Origin of the sequence: Streptococcus hillyeri, from assembly GCF_003686955.1 — a bacterium.
Taxonomy (GTDB): Bacteria; Bacillota; Bacilli; order Lactobacillales; family Streptococcaceae; genus Streptococcus; species Streptococcus hillyeri.
In genome coordinates, this window is sequence record NZ_RCVM01000002.1 from 100,206 (window position 1) to 116,343 (window position 16,138).

Annotated in this window: 17 protein-coding genes and 2 pseudogenes; 18 read left to right on the plus strand and 1 reads right to left on the minus strand. The window is 40.8% G+C overall.

The genetic code is table 11. The annotated features are described in order from the left end of the window. Window positions 1-69 precede the first annotated feature (69 nt). From EAF07_RS02075 to tnpA, 3 genes are all read left to right on the plus strand, one after another. Window positions 70-1,785 (plus strand): ABC transporter ATP-binding protein, encoded by a 1,716-nt coding sequence (locus EAF07_RS02075; RefSeq protein WP_121834644.1) that lies wholly within the window; start codon window positions 70-72, stop codon window positions 1,783-1,785. Then, entirely contained in the window at window positions 1,739-3,502 is a 1,764-nt protein-coding gene (locus EAF07_RS02080) for an ABC transporter ATP-binding protein (RefSeq protein ID WP_121834645.1), read from the plus strand. Before EAF07_RS02075 ends, EAF07_RS02080 begins: the two co-directional genes overlap by 47 nt. Window positions 3,503-3,701: 199 nt before the next feature. After that, window positions 3,702-4,166, plus strand: a complete 465-nt coding sequence (gene tnpA / locus EAF07_RS02085) for an IS200/IS605 family transposase (protein WP_121834646.1) — start codon at window positions 3,702-3,704, stop codon at window positions 4,164-4,166. A 135-nt stretch (window positions 4,167-4,301) separates the two neighbouring features. Here the strand turns inward: tnpA and EAF07_RS02095 are convergent, their stop codons facing one another. Then, window positions 4,302-4,802, minus strand: a complete 501-nt coding sequence (locus EAF07_RS02095) for a transcriptional regulator (protein WP_245962677.1) — start codon at window positions 4,800-4,802, stop codon at window positions 4,302-4,304. A gap of 229 nt (window positions 4,803-5,031) precedes the next feature. Here EAF07_RS02095 and EAF07_RS02100 point away from each other — a divergent pair, with 229 nt between their 5' ends. The 15 genes and pseudogenes from EAF07_RS02100 to pstA all read left to right on the plus strand — a co-directional run bounded on the left by EAF07_RS02100 (window position 5,032) and on the right by pstA (window position 16,108). Beyond that, entirely contained in the window at window positions 5,032-6,108 is a 1,077-nt protein-coding gene (locus tag EAF07_RS02100; RefSeq protein WP_121834648.1) for an aspartate-semialdehyde dehydrogenase, read from the plus strand. Between the two features lie 72 nt (window positions 6,109-6,180). Beyond that, window positions 6,181-7,116 (plus strand): 4-hydroxy-tetrahydrodipicolinate synthase, encoded by a 936-nt coding sequence (dapA, locus tag EAF07_RS02105; protein WP_121834649.1) that lies wholly within the window; start codon window positions 6,181-6,183, stop codon window positions 7,114-7,116. 18 nt (window positions 7,117-7,134) lie between these two features. Continuing rightward, on the plus strand, window positions 7,135-7,638 hold the full coding sequence (locus EAF07_RS02110) for a GNAT family N-acetyltransferase (RefSeq protein WP_121834650.1): 504 nt from the start codon (window positions 7,135-7,137) through the stop codon (window positions 7,636-7,638). Between the two features lie 78 nt (window positions 7,639-7,716). Next, the gene (locus EAF07_RS02115) at window positions 7,717-8,055 is read left to right on the plus strand and encodes an ATP cone domain-containing protein (RefSeq protein ID WP_121834651.1); all 339 of its coding nucleotides are present in this window, start codon (window positions 7,717-7,719) and stop codon (window positions 8,053-8,055) included. A 52-nt stretch (window positions 8,056-8,107) separates the two neighbouring features. Then, a pseudogene (locus tag EAF07_RS10890) lies at window positions 8,108-8,273 on the plus strand (DUF1858 domain-containing protein); the annotation flags it as partial. After that, window positions 8,268-8,510 (plus strand): annotated as a pseudogene (locus tag EAF07_RS02125) (PAS domain-containing protein); the annotation flags it as partial. The pseudogenes EAF07_RS10890 and EAF07_RS02125, both read left to right, overlap by 6 nt. A gap of 118 nt (window positions 8,511-8,628) precedes the next feature. Next, entirely contained in the window at window positions 8,629-9,507 is an 879-nt protein-coding gene (gene truB / locus EAF07_RS02130; RefSeq protein ID WP_121834653.1) for a tRNA pseudouridine(55) synthase TruB, read from the plus strand. Window positions 9,508-9,512: 5 nt separating this feature from the next. Then, window positions 9,513-10,427: a bifunctional riboflavin kinase/FAD synthetase gene (locus EAF07_RS02135; RefSeq protein WP_121834654.1), complete on the plus strand. Its 915-nt coding sequence runs from the start codon at window positions 9,513-9,515 to the stop codon at window positions 10,425-10,427. Window positions 10,428-10,506: 79 nt separating this feature from the next. Next, window positions 10,507-10,920 (plus strand): Spx/MgsR family RNA polymerase-binding regulatory protein, encoded by a 414-nt coding sequence (locus EAF07_RS02140; RefSeq protein ID WP_121834655.1) that lies wholly within the window; start codon window positions 10,507-10,509, stop codon window positions 10,918-10,920. After that, on the plus strand, window positions 10,913-11,191 hold the full coding sequence (locus EAF07_RS02145; RefSeq protein ID WP_121834656.1) for a UPF0223 family protein: 279 nt from the start codon (window positions 10,913-10,915) through the stop codon (window positions 11,189-11,191). The genes EAF07_RS02140 and EAF07_RS02145 overlap by 8 nt, the downstream gene beginning before the upstream one ends. Further along, a complete protein-coding gene (locus EAF07_RS02150; RefSeq protein WP_121834657.1) occupies window positions 11,181-11,960 on the plus strand; it encodes an inositol monophosphatase family protein in 780 nt (259 codons plus the stop codon). Before EAF07_RS02145 ends, EAF07_RS02150 begins: the two co-directional genes overlap by 11 nt. A 49-nt stretch (window positions 11,961-12,009) precedes the next feature. Further along, window positions 12,010-13,317: an RsmF rRNA methyltransferase first C-terminal domain-containing protein gene (locus EAF07_RS02155; RefSeq protein ID WP_121834658.1), complete on the plus strand. Its 1,308-nt coding sequence runs from the start codon at window positions 12,010-12,012 to the stop codon at window positions 13,315-13,317. Window positions 13,318-13,439: 122 nt separating this feature from the next. Next, the gene (locus EAF07_RS02160; protein WP_121834726.1) at window positions 13,440-14,312 is read left to right on the plus strand and encodes a phosphate ABC transporter substrate-binding protein PstS family protein; all 873 of its coding nucleotides are present in this window, start codon (window positions 13,440-13,442) and stop codon (window positions 14,310-14,312) included. A 1-nt stretch (window position 14,313) separates the two neighbouring features. After that, window positions 14,314-15,231, plus strand: coding sequence for a phosphate ABC transporter permease subunit PstC (gene pstC / locus EAF07_RS02165; RefSeq protein ID WP_121834659.1), 918 nt, complete (start codon window positions 14,314-14,316; stop codon window positions 15,229-15,231). Beyond that, the gene (gene pstA, locus EAF07_RS02170) at window positions 15,221-16,108 is read left to right on the plus strand and encodes a phosphate ABC transporter permease PstA (protein WP_121834660.1); all 888 of its coding nucleotides are present in this window, start codon (window positions 15,221-15,223) and stop codon (window positions 16,106-16,108) included. The genes pstC and pstA overlap by 11 nt, the downstream gene beginning before the upstream one ends. Window positions 16,109-16,138 lie beyond the last annotated feature (30 nt).

Here is a 16,138-nt window from a genome sequence, read left to right on the forward strand (position 1 = left end):
ATGATTACTTGAAATAATTGCAGCTGCGAAAACTCGAGTTCAGCTTATCACTGACTTAAAAGGAAACTTATGAAAAATCTACTTGCCTATTTTAAAGGCTATCTCAAGGAAACCATTTTAGGACCAGTTTTCAAGTTACTAGAGGCTTCTTTTGAGCTTCTAGTACCACTGGTGTTAGCACAAATTTTAGACCAAGCCATTCCACATCAAGATAAAAATCATCTGTATATGATGATTTTTCTGCTTTTTATTCTGGCTGTTGTTGGTTGTGTCGTTGCGATAACAGCTCAATATTTTTCAGCAAAGGCTGCGGTTGGCTATACTCAAAAATTAAGTCAGGATTTATTTGCTAAAATCATGACCTTACCTCAAGAGGAGCGTGATAAACTAGGAACGTCTAGCTTGATTTCACGGATGACGAGTGATACGATGCAGGTTCAGTCAGGCATCAATATGTTTTTACGTCTCTTTTTACGTTCTCCGTTCATCGTTTTTGGTGCTATTTTCATGGCTTTGACCATTGATCGTGGCATTACCCTTTGGTTTTTGCTAATGGTGGTCGTGCTTTTCCTCATTGTAGGCATAATGAGTCGACTTCTTAGCCCAATGTATCTGCGTCTTCGCCAGCAATTAGATAGTATTGTGTCTTTGACTAGGGAGCAAATGCAGGGCATAAGAGTGATACGTGCCTTTAATCAGACGGAGCGAGAGATCGTTGATTTTAGTCAGGCTAACGCAGGTTATACTCATCAGCAACTCAAAACAGGCAATCTTTCTATTCTTGTTACCCCTTTAACCTATCTTGTGGTAAATGTGACCTTAGTCATTGTGATTTGGCATGGTGGCGTTAAAATCGGAACAGGTTTACTGTCTCAAGGAATGTTAGTTGCCCTTGTTAATTACCTGTTACAAATTTTAGTTGAATTGATTAAATTGACCATGTTAGTGACAACGCTTAACCAATCCTTTATCTCAGCTCAACGGATCTCCTCTGTTTTTGACTTAACATCAGAGGAAGTAGAGGCCGAATTAGAACGGGAAACCTCCTCACACGCTTTAGTTGTGGATGAGGTCACCTTTACCTATCCAAATGCATCTGAACCTTCTCTACATCAGATTCATTTAAGGTTAGCGAAGGGCCAATTTTTGGGTATTATTGGAGGGACTGGTTCTGGGAAGTCCACTTTTGTCAAAATGATTAATGGTCTCTACCGTCCAACTCTAGGTAGCTTTGCTATTTTTCAAAATGGACAAAGTCCAAGGTCACTAGGTGAGTGGCGTGATTGGGTTGCCCTTGTTCCACAAAAAGCAGAGCTATTTAAAGGAACGATTCGTTCAAATCTTACCTTAGGCTTACATCAGCCTGTTAGTGAAGATGAGCTTTGGCAGGCACTAGAAATGGCGCAAGCGAGTGATTTTGTCCGTGAGAAAGATGGACAGCTAGATGCTGAGGTAGAGGCCTTCGGACGAAACTTTTCTGGAGGTCAAAGGCAGAGGCTGACAATTGCAAGAGCTATTTTGAGGAAAGCACCATTTCTTGTTTTGGATGATGCGACCTCGGCTCTTGATTACCTCACAGAAAGCCGTCTCTTATCTGCTCTTCGTGAACAATTATCTGATACCACTGTAATCTTAATCTCGCAAAGACCAGGGAGTCTGTCTCAGGCAGACAAGATTTTAGTTCTTGATAAGGGACAACAATCTGGACTTGGAACTCACCAAGAATTATTGTCAGAAAATGAGATTTATCAAGCCATTTGCAAATCACAGGAAAAGGGGGAATAGCATGTTTAAACGATTGATGAAAGATTTACTGGCTAATCCTTGGTTAGTATTTGCCATTCTCCTATTGACCATTGCTCAGGTGGGATTGACCATTTATTTACCGATTTTGATTGGTGAAGCTGTTGACAGCGTGGTTAAGCCAGATGCTTTGTCTCTTTTATCTGGCTTGATCGTGCAAATGTTATGTGTGATAGTTGCCAATACTTTGGTACAATGGCTATCTCCGATATTGTATAACCGCTTGATTTTCTCTTATATTAAAAATCTTCGTCAAGCTGTGATGACGAAACTTCATGAGCTACCAATTGCTTACTTAGACAAGCGTGGTGTGGGAGATATGGTGAGTCGATTAACAACCGATACGGAGCAATTGAGCAACGGTCTCTTGATGATTTTTAATCAGTTTTTAGTTGGTGCTTTAACGATTGTAGTCTCTATCGTAACCATGGCAACATTAGACTTTGTGATGTTAGCCTTGGTTTTAGTGTTGACTCCCTTGTCGCTCTTTTTAGCCCGCTTTATTGCTAAAAAATCATATCGCCTATATCAGAATCAAACGCAGTCACGTGGCCTACAAACGCAGCTCATAGAAGAAATGATTGGGCAAGAAAGTCTTATTCAGTCTTTCAATGGTCAAGCGCAAGCCATTTCCCAATTCCAAAATATCAATGATCGGTATGCTAAGAACTCACTAGGAGCTATTTTCTACTCCTCAACGGTTAACCCTTCGACGCGATTTGTCAATGCTCTTATCTATGCTCTGTTGACCGGTGTAGGTGCCTATCGCATTATGTCAGGAACGTTCACGGTTGGTCAACTGACAACCTTCCTTAATTATGTCAATCAATATACCAAGCCGTTTAACGATATTTCTTCGGTTTTGGCAGAATTGCAGAGCGCTCTAGCCTGTGCGGAGAGGTTGTATGCTATTTTAGATGAGCAAAGTTTAGTAGATGAGGGACAAGCAGAGCTAGGTCAGAACTTACTGAAAGGTCATGTTAGTTTTGACAAGATTTCGTTTGGTTATCCTGATAGCCAACGCACCTTGATCAATGACCTTTCCATTGACATTCCAGCAGCAAGCAAAGTAGCAGTGGTAGGTCCAACAGGAGCTGGAAAATCAACCCTAATCAATCTATTGATGCGCTTTTATGATGTGACAGGTGGACAGATTTTATTAGATGGGCAGCCATTGACAGACTATAAACGTGCCGATTTCCGTAGTCAGATTGGTATGGTCTTACAAGAAACCTGGTTAAAAAATGGCACCATACATGATAATATCGCCTATGCCAAACCAGATGCGACAAGAGAAGAAGTGATTGCAGCAGCACAGTCTGCCAATGCTGATTTCTTTATTCGCCAATTGCCAAAAGGATATGATACCGTACTAACTGATGGTGGTGACTCCTTATCGCAAGGTCAGCGTCAGCTATTAACCATTGCCAGAATCTTTGTCAAGTTACCACAAATGTTAATCTTGGATGAAGCGACATCATCTATTGATACGCGAACAGAGATTTTGGTACAAGAAGCTTTTGAAAAGTTGATGGAAGGCAGAACCAGCTTTATCATTGCGCACCGATTATCAACCATTCAATCAGCTGATATTATCCTTGTTATGGTGGATGGCAATATCGTTGAGCATGGCAATCATACCACACTCATGAGCCAAAAAGGTGTTTACTATCACATGCAGATGGCTCAAGCAAGTTAGAAATCTAACAGAAAAAGTGACCTCTCGAACATTCGGGGTCACTTTTCAAGTTATGTGACTTTAAGTCCGTTTCGCTCCGTAGGTGCGAAACAAATAAACCACCCGCTATGCGGGTGCGCATCGTTGGTTATACCCAAAAAACTCCAAACGCGATACAATAAAGGTGTTCAAGCCTGAAGTAAAGCGAAAGGAGCAATATATGGCACAAAAGGCACATAGTTTATCACACACAAAGTGGATGTGTAAATACCACATTGTGTTTACACCTAAGTATAGACGAGAAGTAATCTATAATCAATATCGAAGCAGTCTAGGCGAAATATTTCGACGTTTATGTAGTTATAAAGGAGTCGAAATAATAGAAGGACATTTAATGCCAGATCATGTTCATATGCTAGTTAGTATTCCCCCAAGAATCAGCGTTTCAAGTTTCATGGGCTACTTAAAAGGTAAAAGTGCTCTGATGATGTTTGACAAACACGCTAATCTCAAATACAAGTTTGGGAATCGCCATTTTTGGGCAGAGGGTTATTATGTGAGCACAGTTGGACTGAATGAAGCGACTATTAAAAAATATATCCAAGAACACGAAAAACATGATATTGCTCTGGATAAATTGAGCGTAAAAGAATACGAAGATCCCTTTAGGGATGATGGCAAGTAATACCAGCGCCTCTTTAAGAGGCAAGTGACGAGTCAAAAGCGATTAGGCTTGAACAAAGTGAAAGCCAGCGTCTTTAGGCGCTGGCTGGTGATGTGGGCTTATAGCCCCTGTTCAAACCACCCGTTTGACGGGTGGTCATGATTCTTGAAGGTAATCTTCAATTTTAAGGAGCATGATGTGATTACCATAAATGCTAAACAAATCCCTTGCTTGTAGATAGTAGCCCTTAACTTTTTCAACGTCCATAAAATGCCTACCAGCATTTCCAACAATAATCAGTAAGAGAGCAAGTTGATGACTGGTCTCTTTTTCTTTACAGATAGCAATCGTTTCTAAAGCAAGCTCAGCAGCTTCCATGTATTGCGCTTTTAATTGTAAATGATGAGCATAGTTGTAACGTGCCTTAAGATAGCCAAAAAGATATTCTTGATTAGTTAGATCTTTTTCTTGATAGAGCTTCATTAGCCTATGATAAATCTCTTCATAATCTTCACGTCGTTCAACCTCATCATAAAAATTTGCCAAAGTATTTAGGATTTTCAAGTAAATATCTGTTTGATGATTGATCTGTTTAGACAAGGTTTCTAGGGTATCTATAGCCTCATCTTTCTTATTATTGGAGTAAAAATCAATCATTGCGACCCATAATCCATCAATCTGGGAAATGGCAGATGAGGTGATTTCAGTGGATGACTTTTAAAAATAGGATGAAAAGTTCTCACGTTTTGGGAACTTTTTTCATTTTGTGCAACTTTTTTGAATTTTCAACTTTTCAAGCACTGGCTATTGTAGTATAATGAAATTTATATAAATTGTTAGAATATTTTGAAAGTAGCTCTGCTAGTGTTCAAATGAAGGAGAAACCATGGGATATACAGTAGCTGTCGTTGGTGCCACAGGTGCCGTAGGAACACAAATGATTAAAATGCTGGAAGAGTCAACGCTTCCGATTGACAAGGTACGCCTATTGGCGTCTGCGCGTTCGGCTGGTAAGACCTTGACGTATAAAGGGCAAGAAATCGTTATTGAGGAAACGACTGAGACGGCTTTTGAAGGTGTCGACATTGCCCTCTTTTCAGCTGGTGGTGGAACGTCTGCTAAGTTTGCTCCTTATGCGGTAAAAGCTGGCGCTGTTGTGGTTGATAATACTTCTTACTTCCGTCAAAATCCTGATGTACCATTGGTGGTTCCAGAAGTTAATGCTCACGCCATGGATGTTCACAAGGGAATTATTGCTTGTCCAAACTGTTCAACCATCCAAATGATGGTGGCGCTTGAGCCGATTCGTCAGCGTTGGGGACTGGACCGTATCATCGTATCAACTTATCAAGCGGTATCAGGTGCTGGTGCAACAGCTATCCAAGAAACGCTTGGTCAATTGCATGAAGCAGTTGTTGATGGTGTTGCCCCTAAACATTTGACGGCTAAAATTTTACCATCAGGTGGTGATAAAAAGCATTACCCAATCGCTTTTAATGCTCTGCCGCAGATTGATTTGTTTACAGATAATGACTACACTTATGAAGAAATGAAAATGACAAAAGAAACCAAGAAAATCATGGAAGATGATGCCATTAAGGTTTCTGCAACTTGTGTTCGTGTCCCTGTTTTGTCAGGTCATTCAGAGTCAGTCTACATTGAAACGATTGATCCAGCTCCAATTGCTGATGTCAAAGAAGCGATTGCCAACTTCCCAGGGGCAGTGTTAGAAGACGATGTCGCTAACCAAATCTACCCTCAGGCTGTCAATGCTGTTGGCCGTCGTGAGACATTTGTTGGTCGTATCCGTAAAGATTTGGATGCTGAAAATGGTATCCATATGTGGGTGGTTTCTGACAACTTGCTAAAAGGTGCCGCATGGAATTCAGTCCAAATTGCTGAAAGCCTTCATGAGCGTGGGTTGGTACGTCCGACAAAAGAACTTGTTTTTGAATTGAAATAAGTGCTTTAACTGAGATTAAGAGAAGTCTTAGTCTCAGTTTTTTGCTAGAAAAGGAAAAGATAGGAGTCCAAAATGTCTATTGAGCAATTACGTCAAGCCAAAATTATTACTGCCATGATTACACCATTTCACGAAGATGGGTCTATTAATTTTGAAGCTTTGCCTGATTTGGTAGAGCATTTGTTAGCCCACCATACAGAAGGGATTTTATTAGCAGGGACAACAGCTGAAAGTCCAACCTTAACCCACAAGGAAGAGTTGGAATTGTTTGCTGCGGTCCAAAAGATTGTGAAGGGGCGCGTGCCTTTGATTGCAGGTGTGGGGACCAATGATACACGTGACTCGATTGAGTTTGCCAAAGAGGTTGCTGAATTTGGCGGCTTCGCTGCAGGTCTTGCCATCGTACCTTATTACAATAAACCGTCTCAGGAAGGCATGTATCAGCATTTCAAAGCGATTGCGGATGCGAGCGATTTGCCAATTATCATCTATAATATTCCAGGGCGTGTGGTTGTGGAAATGACTCCTGAAACCATGCTTCGTTTAGCAGAGCATCCTAATATTATTGGCGTTAAAGAGTGTACCAGCCTTGCTAATATGGCTTATCTGATTGAACATAAGCCAGAAGATTTCCTTGTTTATACTGGGGAAGATGGGGATGCTTTCCATGCCATGAACTTGGGTGCTGATGGGGTTATTTCGGTTGCTTCGCACACCAATGGTGACGAGATGTATGAGATGTTTCAAGCCATTGAGCAGAGTGATATCAAGAAAGCGGCAGCTATTCAGCGTCAATTCATTCCGAAAGTCAACGCTCTTTTCTCTTATCCAAGTCCCGAGCCTGTTAAAGCGGTATTTAACTACCTTGGCTTCGATGTTGGTCCGTTGCGTCTCCCTCTTGTACCAGCGCCAGCAGAAGATGCGAAACGTATTGTCAAAGTTGTCGTTGACGGTGATTATGAGGCAACTCGTGCAACTGTAACAGGGGTTGTGCGCCCAGACTACTAAGGCTAAGGAGAAGCTAGCATGATTATCAGGCGTGCAGTATTAAAAGATGTCCCCCAGATTATGGCTGTTTGTAGTCGAGGTTGGCGAGAGACCTATAAAGATTTGGTGCCACAATCCTATATCAACCAAGTGATTGAAGACTATTATAACGAAGCGCGTGTTACTAAGGATGTTTTGGACGATAGTCCTTATTATCACGGTTATTGGGTTGTTGTAGAAGACGACAAGGTTCTGGGTTGTATCGGTGGTGGTATTGATGAGCATAACGAAGGACACATCTATGTTCTTTATGTTGACCCTGAGTTGAAACGACAAGGTATTGGTAGTCAGCTAGTCGATGCTTTCACAGCCTATCAAAAGGAAACCTATGGTATTGAGAAACAATGGATTACCTCTGCCATGGAGGGCAATCGGATTGGCTTGTCTTTTTATGAAAAGCAGGGCTTTATCTTCCAATACGCTACTGAAAGTAAGAAATCCCCCTCATTTCCTCGAAGTTTTCATCTAAAACGCTCAGTTTAACAAAGAAAAGCTTGACAAATCATGAAAACACTTGCATAATGTAAGTAAAGATGAAAACGAATGAAAAGAGGTGTTCTTATGCAGATTATCAAACGTGATGGTCAAGTCGCTAACTTTGATCCTGAAAAAATTTATCAAGCGATTATCAAGGCAGCACAAACAGTTTATGTGATTGATGATACGTGGCGTCAAAACCTTGCCCAAGTGACTAAAAAGGTGACGATTGACCTTGAAGAAGCCCATGTTGAACGACCAACGATTAGCATGATTCAGTCTTGTGTTGAAAATCGTCTCATGGATGCTGGTTATATCAATATTGCAGAGCATTACATTTCTTACCGCCTGCAGCGTGATTTGGAGCGCAATGGCTACGGGGATAGCATTATCGTGCATTTACGTTTTGAACAGACGAAATAATGTTTTAGGAGCTTAGGTTCCTTTTTGACTACTATTTAGACAAGGTGTTACGATAAATACGCTTGAGTTAACGATACCCATTGCAGAAGTCATTAAACGCCATAAAATATTTTGATTGAATTTGGTTTTAAACCACTAGCAGCCCAACCATGTTAAATACTGTTGGAAAAGTGACCAGTTTGAAAGTTGGTTCTAAATTGATTAGCCTTCCTGTTGAGCTCTGCCATCCACCCAAAGTCCTTGATAAAGTTTAAATGATTTTTCAACTGTTACGAACAGGTCAAAAAGACAAGGTAGCCATGTGGTTCAAATCAGAAAAACTGGGTAAGTTTGTTCACATGACTTATGTAGCTGTATGTGATGAATCTGGTGACTTTCAAGGCGTTCTGGAATATATCCAAGAAATTCAGGATTTCTTTGAATTAGATGGAGATATTATGCGTGCTATTAAATAGGTCTTATTCTTCATCATATGCTGTTAGGATAATAATTGTGGATTTCTAAAAAGCTTTATCGTTTTTAAACATAGTAAAATCTCGCCAATTGGTGAGATTTTTTGTTATAATAAATGTTATGATTTCAGGAATTATTAATTTGAAAAAAGAAGCGGGAATGACTAGCCATGATGCTGTTTTCAAGCTTCGCAAACTCTTAAAAGAAAAAAAGATTGGTCACGGGGGGACTCTTGATCCAGATGTGACGGGTGTTTTACCTATTGCCGTTGGAAAAGCGACGCGTGTTATTGAGTACATGACTGAGGCTGGAAAAGTCTACGAGGGTGAGATAACGCTTGGTTTTTCAACCACAACAGAAGATGCTTCTGGTGAGATTGTTGAGACAACACCGGTATCAGATTTATCTGAGGAAGCTGTTGATCTCGCCATGTCTGCTTTTGTTGGCAAAATCACTCAAACCCCACCCATGTATTCTGCGGTCAAAGTCAATGGACGCAAACTTTACGAATATGCGCGTGCTGGTGAAGAGGTTGAACGCCCATCACGTCAAGTGACCATTACGGAATTTGCACGTACCTCACCGATTTCTTTGGAAAATGGCAGAGCGGTATTTACCTTTCGAGTGGCTTGCAGCAAGGGAACGTATGTTCGAACCTTATCTGTTGATTTAGGCGCAGCGCTTGGCTATGCCAGTCATATGTCTGCTCTTCAAAGGACAGCTTCGGCAGGATTGGAATTAAGCTCTGCTTTGACTCTGGAAGAAATCAAAGAAAAGGTCAATGACGATGATTGGAGCTTTTTGCTGCCGATTGAGTACGGTGTTGCTGACTTGCCGCACGTTGAACTGACTTCAGCGGACGTCACTGAAATTTCCTATGGTCGTCGTGTCAAGCTGGAAACTTCTGCAGAATTAATAGCAGGTTTTCATGAGGGCAAAGTGATTGCCATTTTAGAAGCGCGTGACGACTTATATAAACCTAGAAAAGTATTGATTTAACGAACATGAACATCATAACGATAAAAAATCATCACGATTTGTTAACTACACAACCGACAGTCTTGGTTTTAGGCTATTTTGATGGTCTGCATCTGGGACACAAGGCTCTTTTTGATAAGGCACGAGAAATAGCAGAGCAAAAAAACTTGCCGATTTCAGTGTTGACGTTTCATGAGTCTCCAAAGCTGACCTTTGCTCGTTTTAGTCCAGAATTGCTGTTGCACCTGACTTATCCTGAAAAGCGCTACGCAAAATTTGAAGAGTATGGTGTCGATTACCTCTATTTGACCAACTTTACCAGTGATTTTGCGAAAACCAGTTCAGACAATTTTATCAAGCATTACGTCGAAAAATTACAGGCTCAGGACATTGTTGTCGGCTTTGATTACCAATTTGGTCACAATAAAACAAACAGCGACTATCTAGCTCGTAATACTAATGCTACTGTGCACACCGTAGAAGAAGTCCAACTAGATGGTGAAAAGATTTCCTCAACACGTATCCGTGAAGCGGTAACGAAAGGCGATATCGGGTTAACCAATCAATTGCTGGGATATACGTTCACGACACGAGGCATTGTGGTCCATGGTGATGCGCGTGGTCGTACCATCGGATACCCAACAGCCAATCTAGCTCCGATTGATCGGACACATTTACCCTCAGATGGGGTTTATGTCACAGACGTTCGTGTCAAAGGAAAAATCTATCGCGCAATGACTTCGATTGGTCAGAACGTCACGTTTGGTGGAACAGAGTTACGACTGGAAGCGCATCTTTTTGACTTTACTGGGGAAATATACGGTGAAGAAGTTGAGATTTTCTGGTTGCATAAAATTCGGGACATGGTCAAATTCTCTGGCATTGATGATTTGATTACACAATTGGAAAAAGATGAACAATTTTCAAAAAAATGGGCTTAATTATGAAAAAAGTCTAGAAATATGATTTACTTTTTTGTATAATAAAGTGTAAATAGTTAAGGATAGAGGCGGTGTTGACATGATTACGCTATATTTATCGCCTAGCTGTACCAGTTGTCGTAAAGCGAGGGCATGGTTATTAAAGCACGATGTAGAGTTTCGCGAACATAACATTATAACAAGTCCGCTTTCACGCGAGGAATTGTTAGATATTTTATCTTACACTGAAAATGGGACTGAGGATATTATTTCAACACGCTCTAAGGTTTTTCAGAAGCTTAATATTGATGTGGACGAATTGTCTATTTCGGAGTTGATTAAGTTGATTGCTGAAAATCCTAGCCTTCTTCGTCGTCCGATTATTATGGATAGCAAACGGATGCAGATTGGTTTTAATGAAGATGAAATCCGTGCCTTTTTACCACGCGATTATCGTAAACAGGGCTTGCGACAAGCCACTATTCGAGCAGAGATTGAGGGAAGACATGCATAAGAGTTATTCTTATCCACTTGATTTGACTTGGAGCACTGATGAGATTACTTCAGTGCTTTCTTTTTTGAACGCCGTAGAGCTTGCCTACGAGTCTAAAATAGACGCCGAAAAATTGTTAAGTAGCTATGCTATTTTTAAAAGCATTGTGAAAAGTAAGGCTCAAGAAAAGCAGATTGACCGTGAATTTGAGGCAACCAGTGGTTACTCGACTTACCGTGCTGTGCAAGCAGCAAAAAATAAGGGGAAGGGTGTGATTTCGCTTGGAAAGTAAATTTACCTTTGCTCAAAATGTAATCAAAGAAGCAGGCAAATTACTTCTTCAACAAATGGAAGACATCTTTGATATCACCGTTAAATCGACAAATGATGACATTGTAACGTCGGTGGATGTTGCTATTCAAACCTTTTTAATGCAGAAGATTACGGTTTCCTACCCCAAGGATCATTTTTTGGCTGAGGAATCAGATAATCAGCAAGCGATTTCTGATGGTAATGTCTGGGTGATTGACCCGATAGATGGTACGCTTAATTTTGTCACACAAAAATCCGATTTTGCCATTATGTTAGCTTATTTTGAGCAGGGTGTTGGTCAATTTGGATTGATTTATGATGTGATGGCAGATAAACTCTACGCTGGTGGTGGCATTTTTCCAGTAACTTGTAATGGCAGAGAACTTCCTGTTTTTGACGGTCGCCCACTAAATCAATCTCTTGTAGCGTGTAATACAGGCATGATTGTGCAAAATGATCATAATATTCTAGCGGTTTTACAGAATGCTTTAGGGATTAGAAATTATGGCTGTGCTGGTCTGAGCATGGCTAAGGTTCTCAATAATCAGCTTTGGGCATATTTTTCAAATGTTTATCCTTGGGATTATGCCGCAGCTAGTATTTTAGGCCAATCATTGGGATATGAACTGCTGACCTTAGATGGTCAGACGGTTGATTTTATCAGCCGTGAGAAAGTTGTTTTTCTTCCAAGACAGTATAAGGCAGATGTCTTACACTTACTAAATAAAAATGAACAGAATTGGGCATAGCTCAGTTCTGTTTTTTGCTTAAAAACAGTGATTTTAGTATAATATAGACATGTATTTACCTAAACCATTTATCGAAAAATATCGTTCTATTTTGGGAGAAGAGGCTGATGATTTTCTCAAAACCTTTGATGAAGAATCGCAATCAGCTTATCGCATAAATCCTCTCAAGAAGGAGCAGAAGTCCTTTAGTGATCCTATTCCTAATACCCCGTGGGGATTTTATGGAAAAGTTTCTGGAAAAAGTGCAGAGCATGTCACAGGATTAGTCTATTCTCAAGAGCCTGCTGCTCAGATTGTTGGGCAAATTGCTGCGCCTAAAAAGGGAATGAAAGTCTTGGACCTTGCAGCTGCACCGGGAGGAAAATCAACACACCTGCTCAGCTATTTACAAAATACAGGTGTCCTCGTCTCCAATGAAATTTCGACGAAACGTAGCAAGATTCTTGTAGAAAATATTGAACGTTTTGGTGCTAGAAATGTGGTCGTCACTAATGAGAGTGCTGAAAGACTATCAAAAGTCTTCTCGAACTATTTTGATCTTATAGTTTTTGATGGACCTTGCTCAGGTGAGGGAATGTTTCGTAAAGACCATGAAGCGACACAGTATTGGCACGAAGCCTATCCCGCAGAATGTGCAGAGCTGCAAAAATCCATTTTAAAAGATGCCATGAAAATGCTTGCCCCAGGCGGGCGCTTAGTCTACTCAACCTGTACTTGGGCTCCTGAGGAGAATGAAGAGGTGGTTAAATGGCTCCTTGATTCATATGAACTTGATTTGATAGATGTTCCTAAAATCAATGGTATGGTTGAAGGGATTGGCATTCCAGAGGTTGGGCGGATGTATCCTCATCATTTTAAAGGTGAAGGGCAATTTGTCGCTCATTTGAAAGATCAGCGCCAGCCAGTCACTCAAAAAATGAAAACGTCCAAAACCAATCTCAGCCGTGAGCAGTTGTCGCTTTGGCAAGAGTTTACTAGAGAGCACCTTACGATTTCTTTATCAGGTTTATTGCAGACCTTTGGTGATCAGCTTTACCTGTTACCGGATGGCTTACCTGATTTGAAAAAGTTGAAAATTGCACGTAACGGTCTACATCTTGGAACCTTTAAAAAGAAACGTTTTGAACCGTCTTTTGCTTTAGGACTTGCCTTATCGCCTGATGATGTAGAACAGTTTGTAAAAATTGATATAGAACAGTTTGAACTTTATGTCGCAGGAAATATCATTCAGTTACCAGAACAGTATAAAAATGGTTGGTACCAAGTGGTTGTAGAGGGCAACGGCATGGGATTTGCTAAGGTTGTTGGGAATACGCTCAAAAATTATTTCCCCAAAGGCTTGCGTTTTAACACCTAAGTGTTATGGAATACAATTTATAAAAATATTCTAGATAGCAAGAGTTTCTATATGTTATGATGTAATTGGTGTAAAGCACCACAATTGTTTTCAGAAAAAAATGAAAAGGAAAAACAATGACAATTAAGAAAAAATCTAAGTGGCAACTACTAGCCCTAGTCGGTTTGTCAAGTGCAACTCTCTCAGCTTGCTCTAGTTGGATTGATCGAGGTGAGTCTATTACTGCGGTAGGTTCTACGGCTTTACAGCCATTGGTTGAAGCAGCGGCCGATGAATTTGGTTCTACCCATATTGGAAAATCAGTCAATGTCCAAGGTGGTGGTTCAGGTACTGGACTTTCTCAAGTGCAATTAGGAGCAGTTGATATTGGTAACTCAGACGTATTTGCTGAGGAAAAAGATGGTATTGATGCTTCAGCGCTTGTTGACCATCAAGTAGCAGTAGCGGGTCTTGCAGTGATTGTCAATGAAAAAGTGACAGTAGATAACTTGACGACAGAGCAGCTACGTCAAATTTTTACTGGTGAAATATCTAATTGGAAAGAGGTCGGGGGTTCAGACCTTGATATTACCATTATCAATCGTGCGGCTTCTTCAGGTTCTCGTGCAACATTTGACAGCGTCATTATGGATGGCAAAAATGCTAAACAGAGTCAGGAACAAGATTCAAATGGTATGGTTAAATCTATCGTCGCACAGACGCCAGGTGCTATTTCTTACCTAGCTTTTGCCTACGTGGATGATTCGATCAGTACCATGAAATTGAATGGCTTTGCTCCGACACCAGAAAATGTCGCAACTAATGATTGGCCAATTTGGGCTTATGAGCACATGTACACTAAAGGTAAGTCAGAAAAGCTGACAAAAGAATTTTTAGATTACATGGTTTCAGACGAAGTACAAGAAGGCATTGTAGAAAGTATGGGATATATTTCAATCAATGACATGAAAGTTACTAAGTCAGCTGATGGTGTGGTAACGGAGAAGGAGGACTAAGATGAAAAATGAAGAATTAGCTAAAAAACTGATGTCACCTTCAAAAAATTCAAGATTGGAAAAATTTGGTAAAACCATCACTTTTATGTGTCTCGCCTTAATTGTTTTCATCGTTGCAATGATTTTGATTTTTGTGGCTCAAAAAGGCTTGTCGACCTTCTTCTCAGATGGTGTGAATATCTTTACCTTCTTGTTTGATGGAAAATGGAATCCAAGTCAAAAAGAATTTGGAGCTCTTCCAATGATTGCAGGCTCATTTATTGTTACGATTTTATCTGCCTTGATTGCGACGCCATTTGCAATTGGTGCAGCAGTGTTTATGACAGAAATCTCACCTAAGTATGGTGCTAAAATTCTTCAACCAGCGGTTGAGCTTTTAGTAGGTATTCCGTCAGTTGTTTACGGATTTATCGGTTTGCAAGTGGTCGTGCCATTCGTTCGTTCGATTTTTGGTGGTACTGGTTTTGGTATCTTATCAGGGGTATTTGTCCTTTTCGTTATGATTTTGCCGACGGTTACCTTCATGACAACAGATACCCTGCGTGCGGTGCCTCGTCATTACCGTGAGGCCAGTCTTGCGATGGGAGCGACACGTTGGCAAACGACTTGGCGTGTGACTTTAAATGCAGCTCGTCCAGGGATTTTCACAGCAGTCATCTTTGGTATGGCACGTGCTTTTGGTGAAGCTCTGGCCATCCAGATGGTCGTAGGTAACTCAGCAGTGATGCCGACATCTTTGACAACACCTGCGGCAACCCTGACCTCTGTTTTGACAATGGGAATTGGTAATACCGTTATGGGAACGGTTCAAAATAATGTACTATGGTCACTTGCCCTTGTCTTGCTCCTTATGAGCCTTGCCTTCAACATGTTAGTTAAATTTATTACGAGAGAGAGAAAGAGAAATTATGCACGCTAAAAAAATGGATAAATTAGCGACAGGTGTTCTTTATACCATTGCAGGTATCATTGTCACCATTCTAGCGTCGCTTATTCTTTACATCTTGCTCCGCGGAATTCCACATATTAGCTGGGATTTCTTGACTGGGAAATCATCGTCTTACAAGGCTGGTGGTGGTATTGGTATTCAGCTTTACAATTCCTTCTTCTTGCTGATTATTACCCTAATTATCTCAGTACCTCTATCAATGGGAGCTGGTATTTACTTGGCTGAATATGCTAAAAAAGGACCGTTGACAAACTTTATTCGTACCTGTATCGAGATTTTGTCATCTCTCCCATCAGTGGTCGTAGGTCTTTTTGGTTATCTGATTTTCGTTGTTCAGTTCGAGTACGGCTTTTCAATCATTTCAGGTGCCCTAGCTCTGACTGTATTTAACCTTCCTCAGATGACACGTACCGTTGAAGATAGCTTGCGCACGGTACACCATACCCAGCGTGAAGCTGGTTTAGCGCTGGGAATTTCACGTTGGGAAACAGTTTTCCATGTGGTTATTCCAGAAGCACTTCCAGGAATTGTCACTGGTATTGTACTTGCTTCGGGTCGTATTTTTGGTGAAGCAGCAGCGCTTATTTATACAGCAGGACAGTCTGCACCAGCGATGGATTGGAGTAACTGGAACCCACTCAGCGTTTCAAGTCCAATCTCACCATTCCGTCAAGCAGAAACGTTGGCCGTTCATATTTGGAAGGTCAATAGTGAAGGGACAATTCCAGATGGAACCCTTGTGTCAGCGGGATCAGCAGCAGTGCTCTTGATTTTTATCTTGATTTTCAACTTTGTTGCTCGTCGCCTTGGCAAATTCCTTCATGCGAAATTGACTTCTGCTGAATAAACTTAACCTGCCAGATGTGTGCTGAATTTA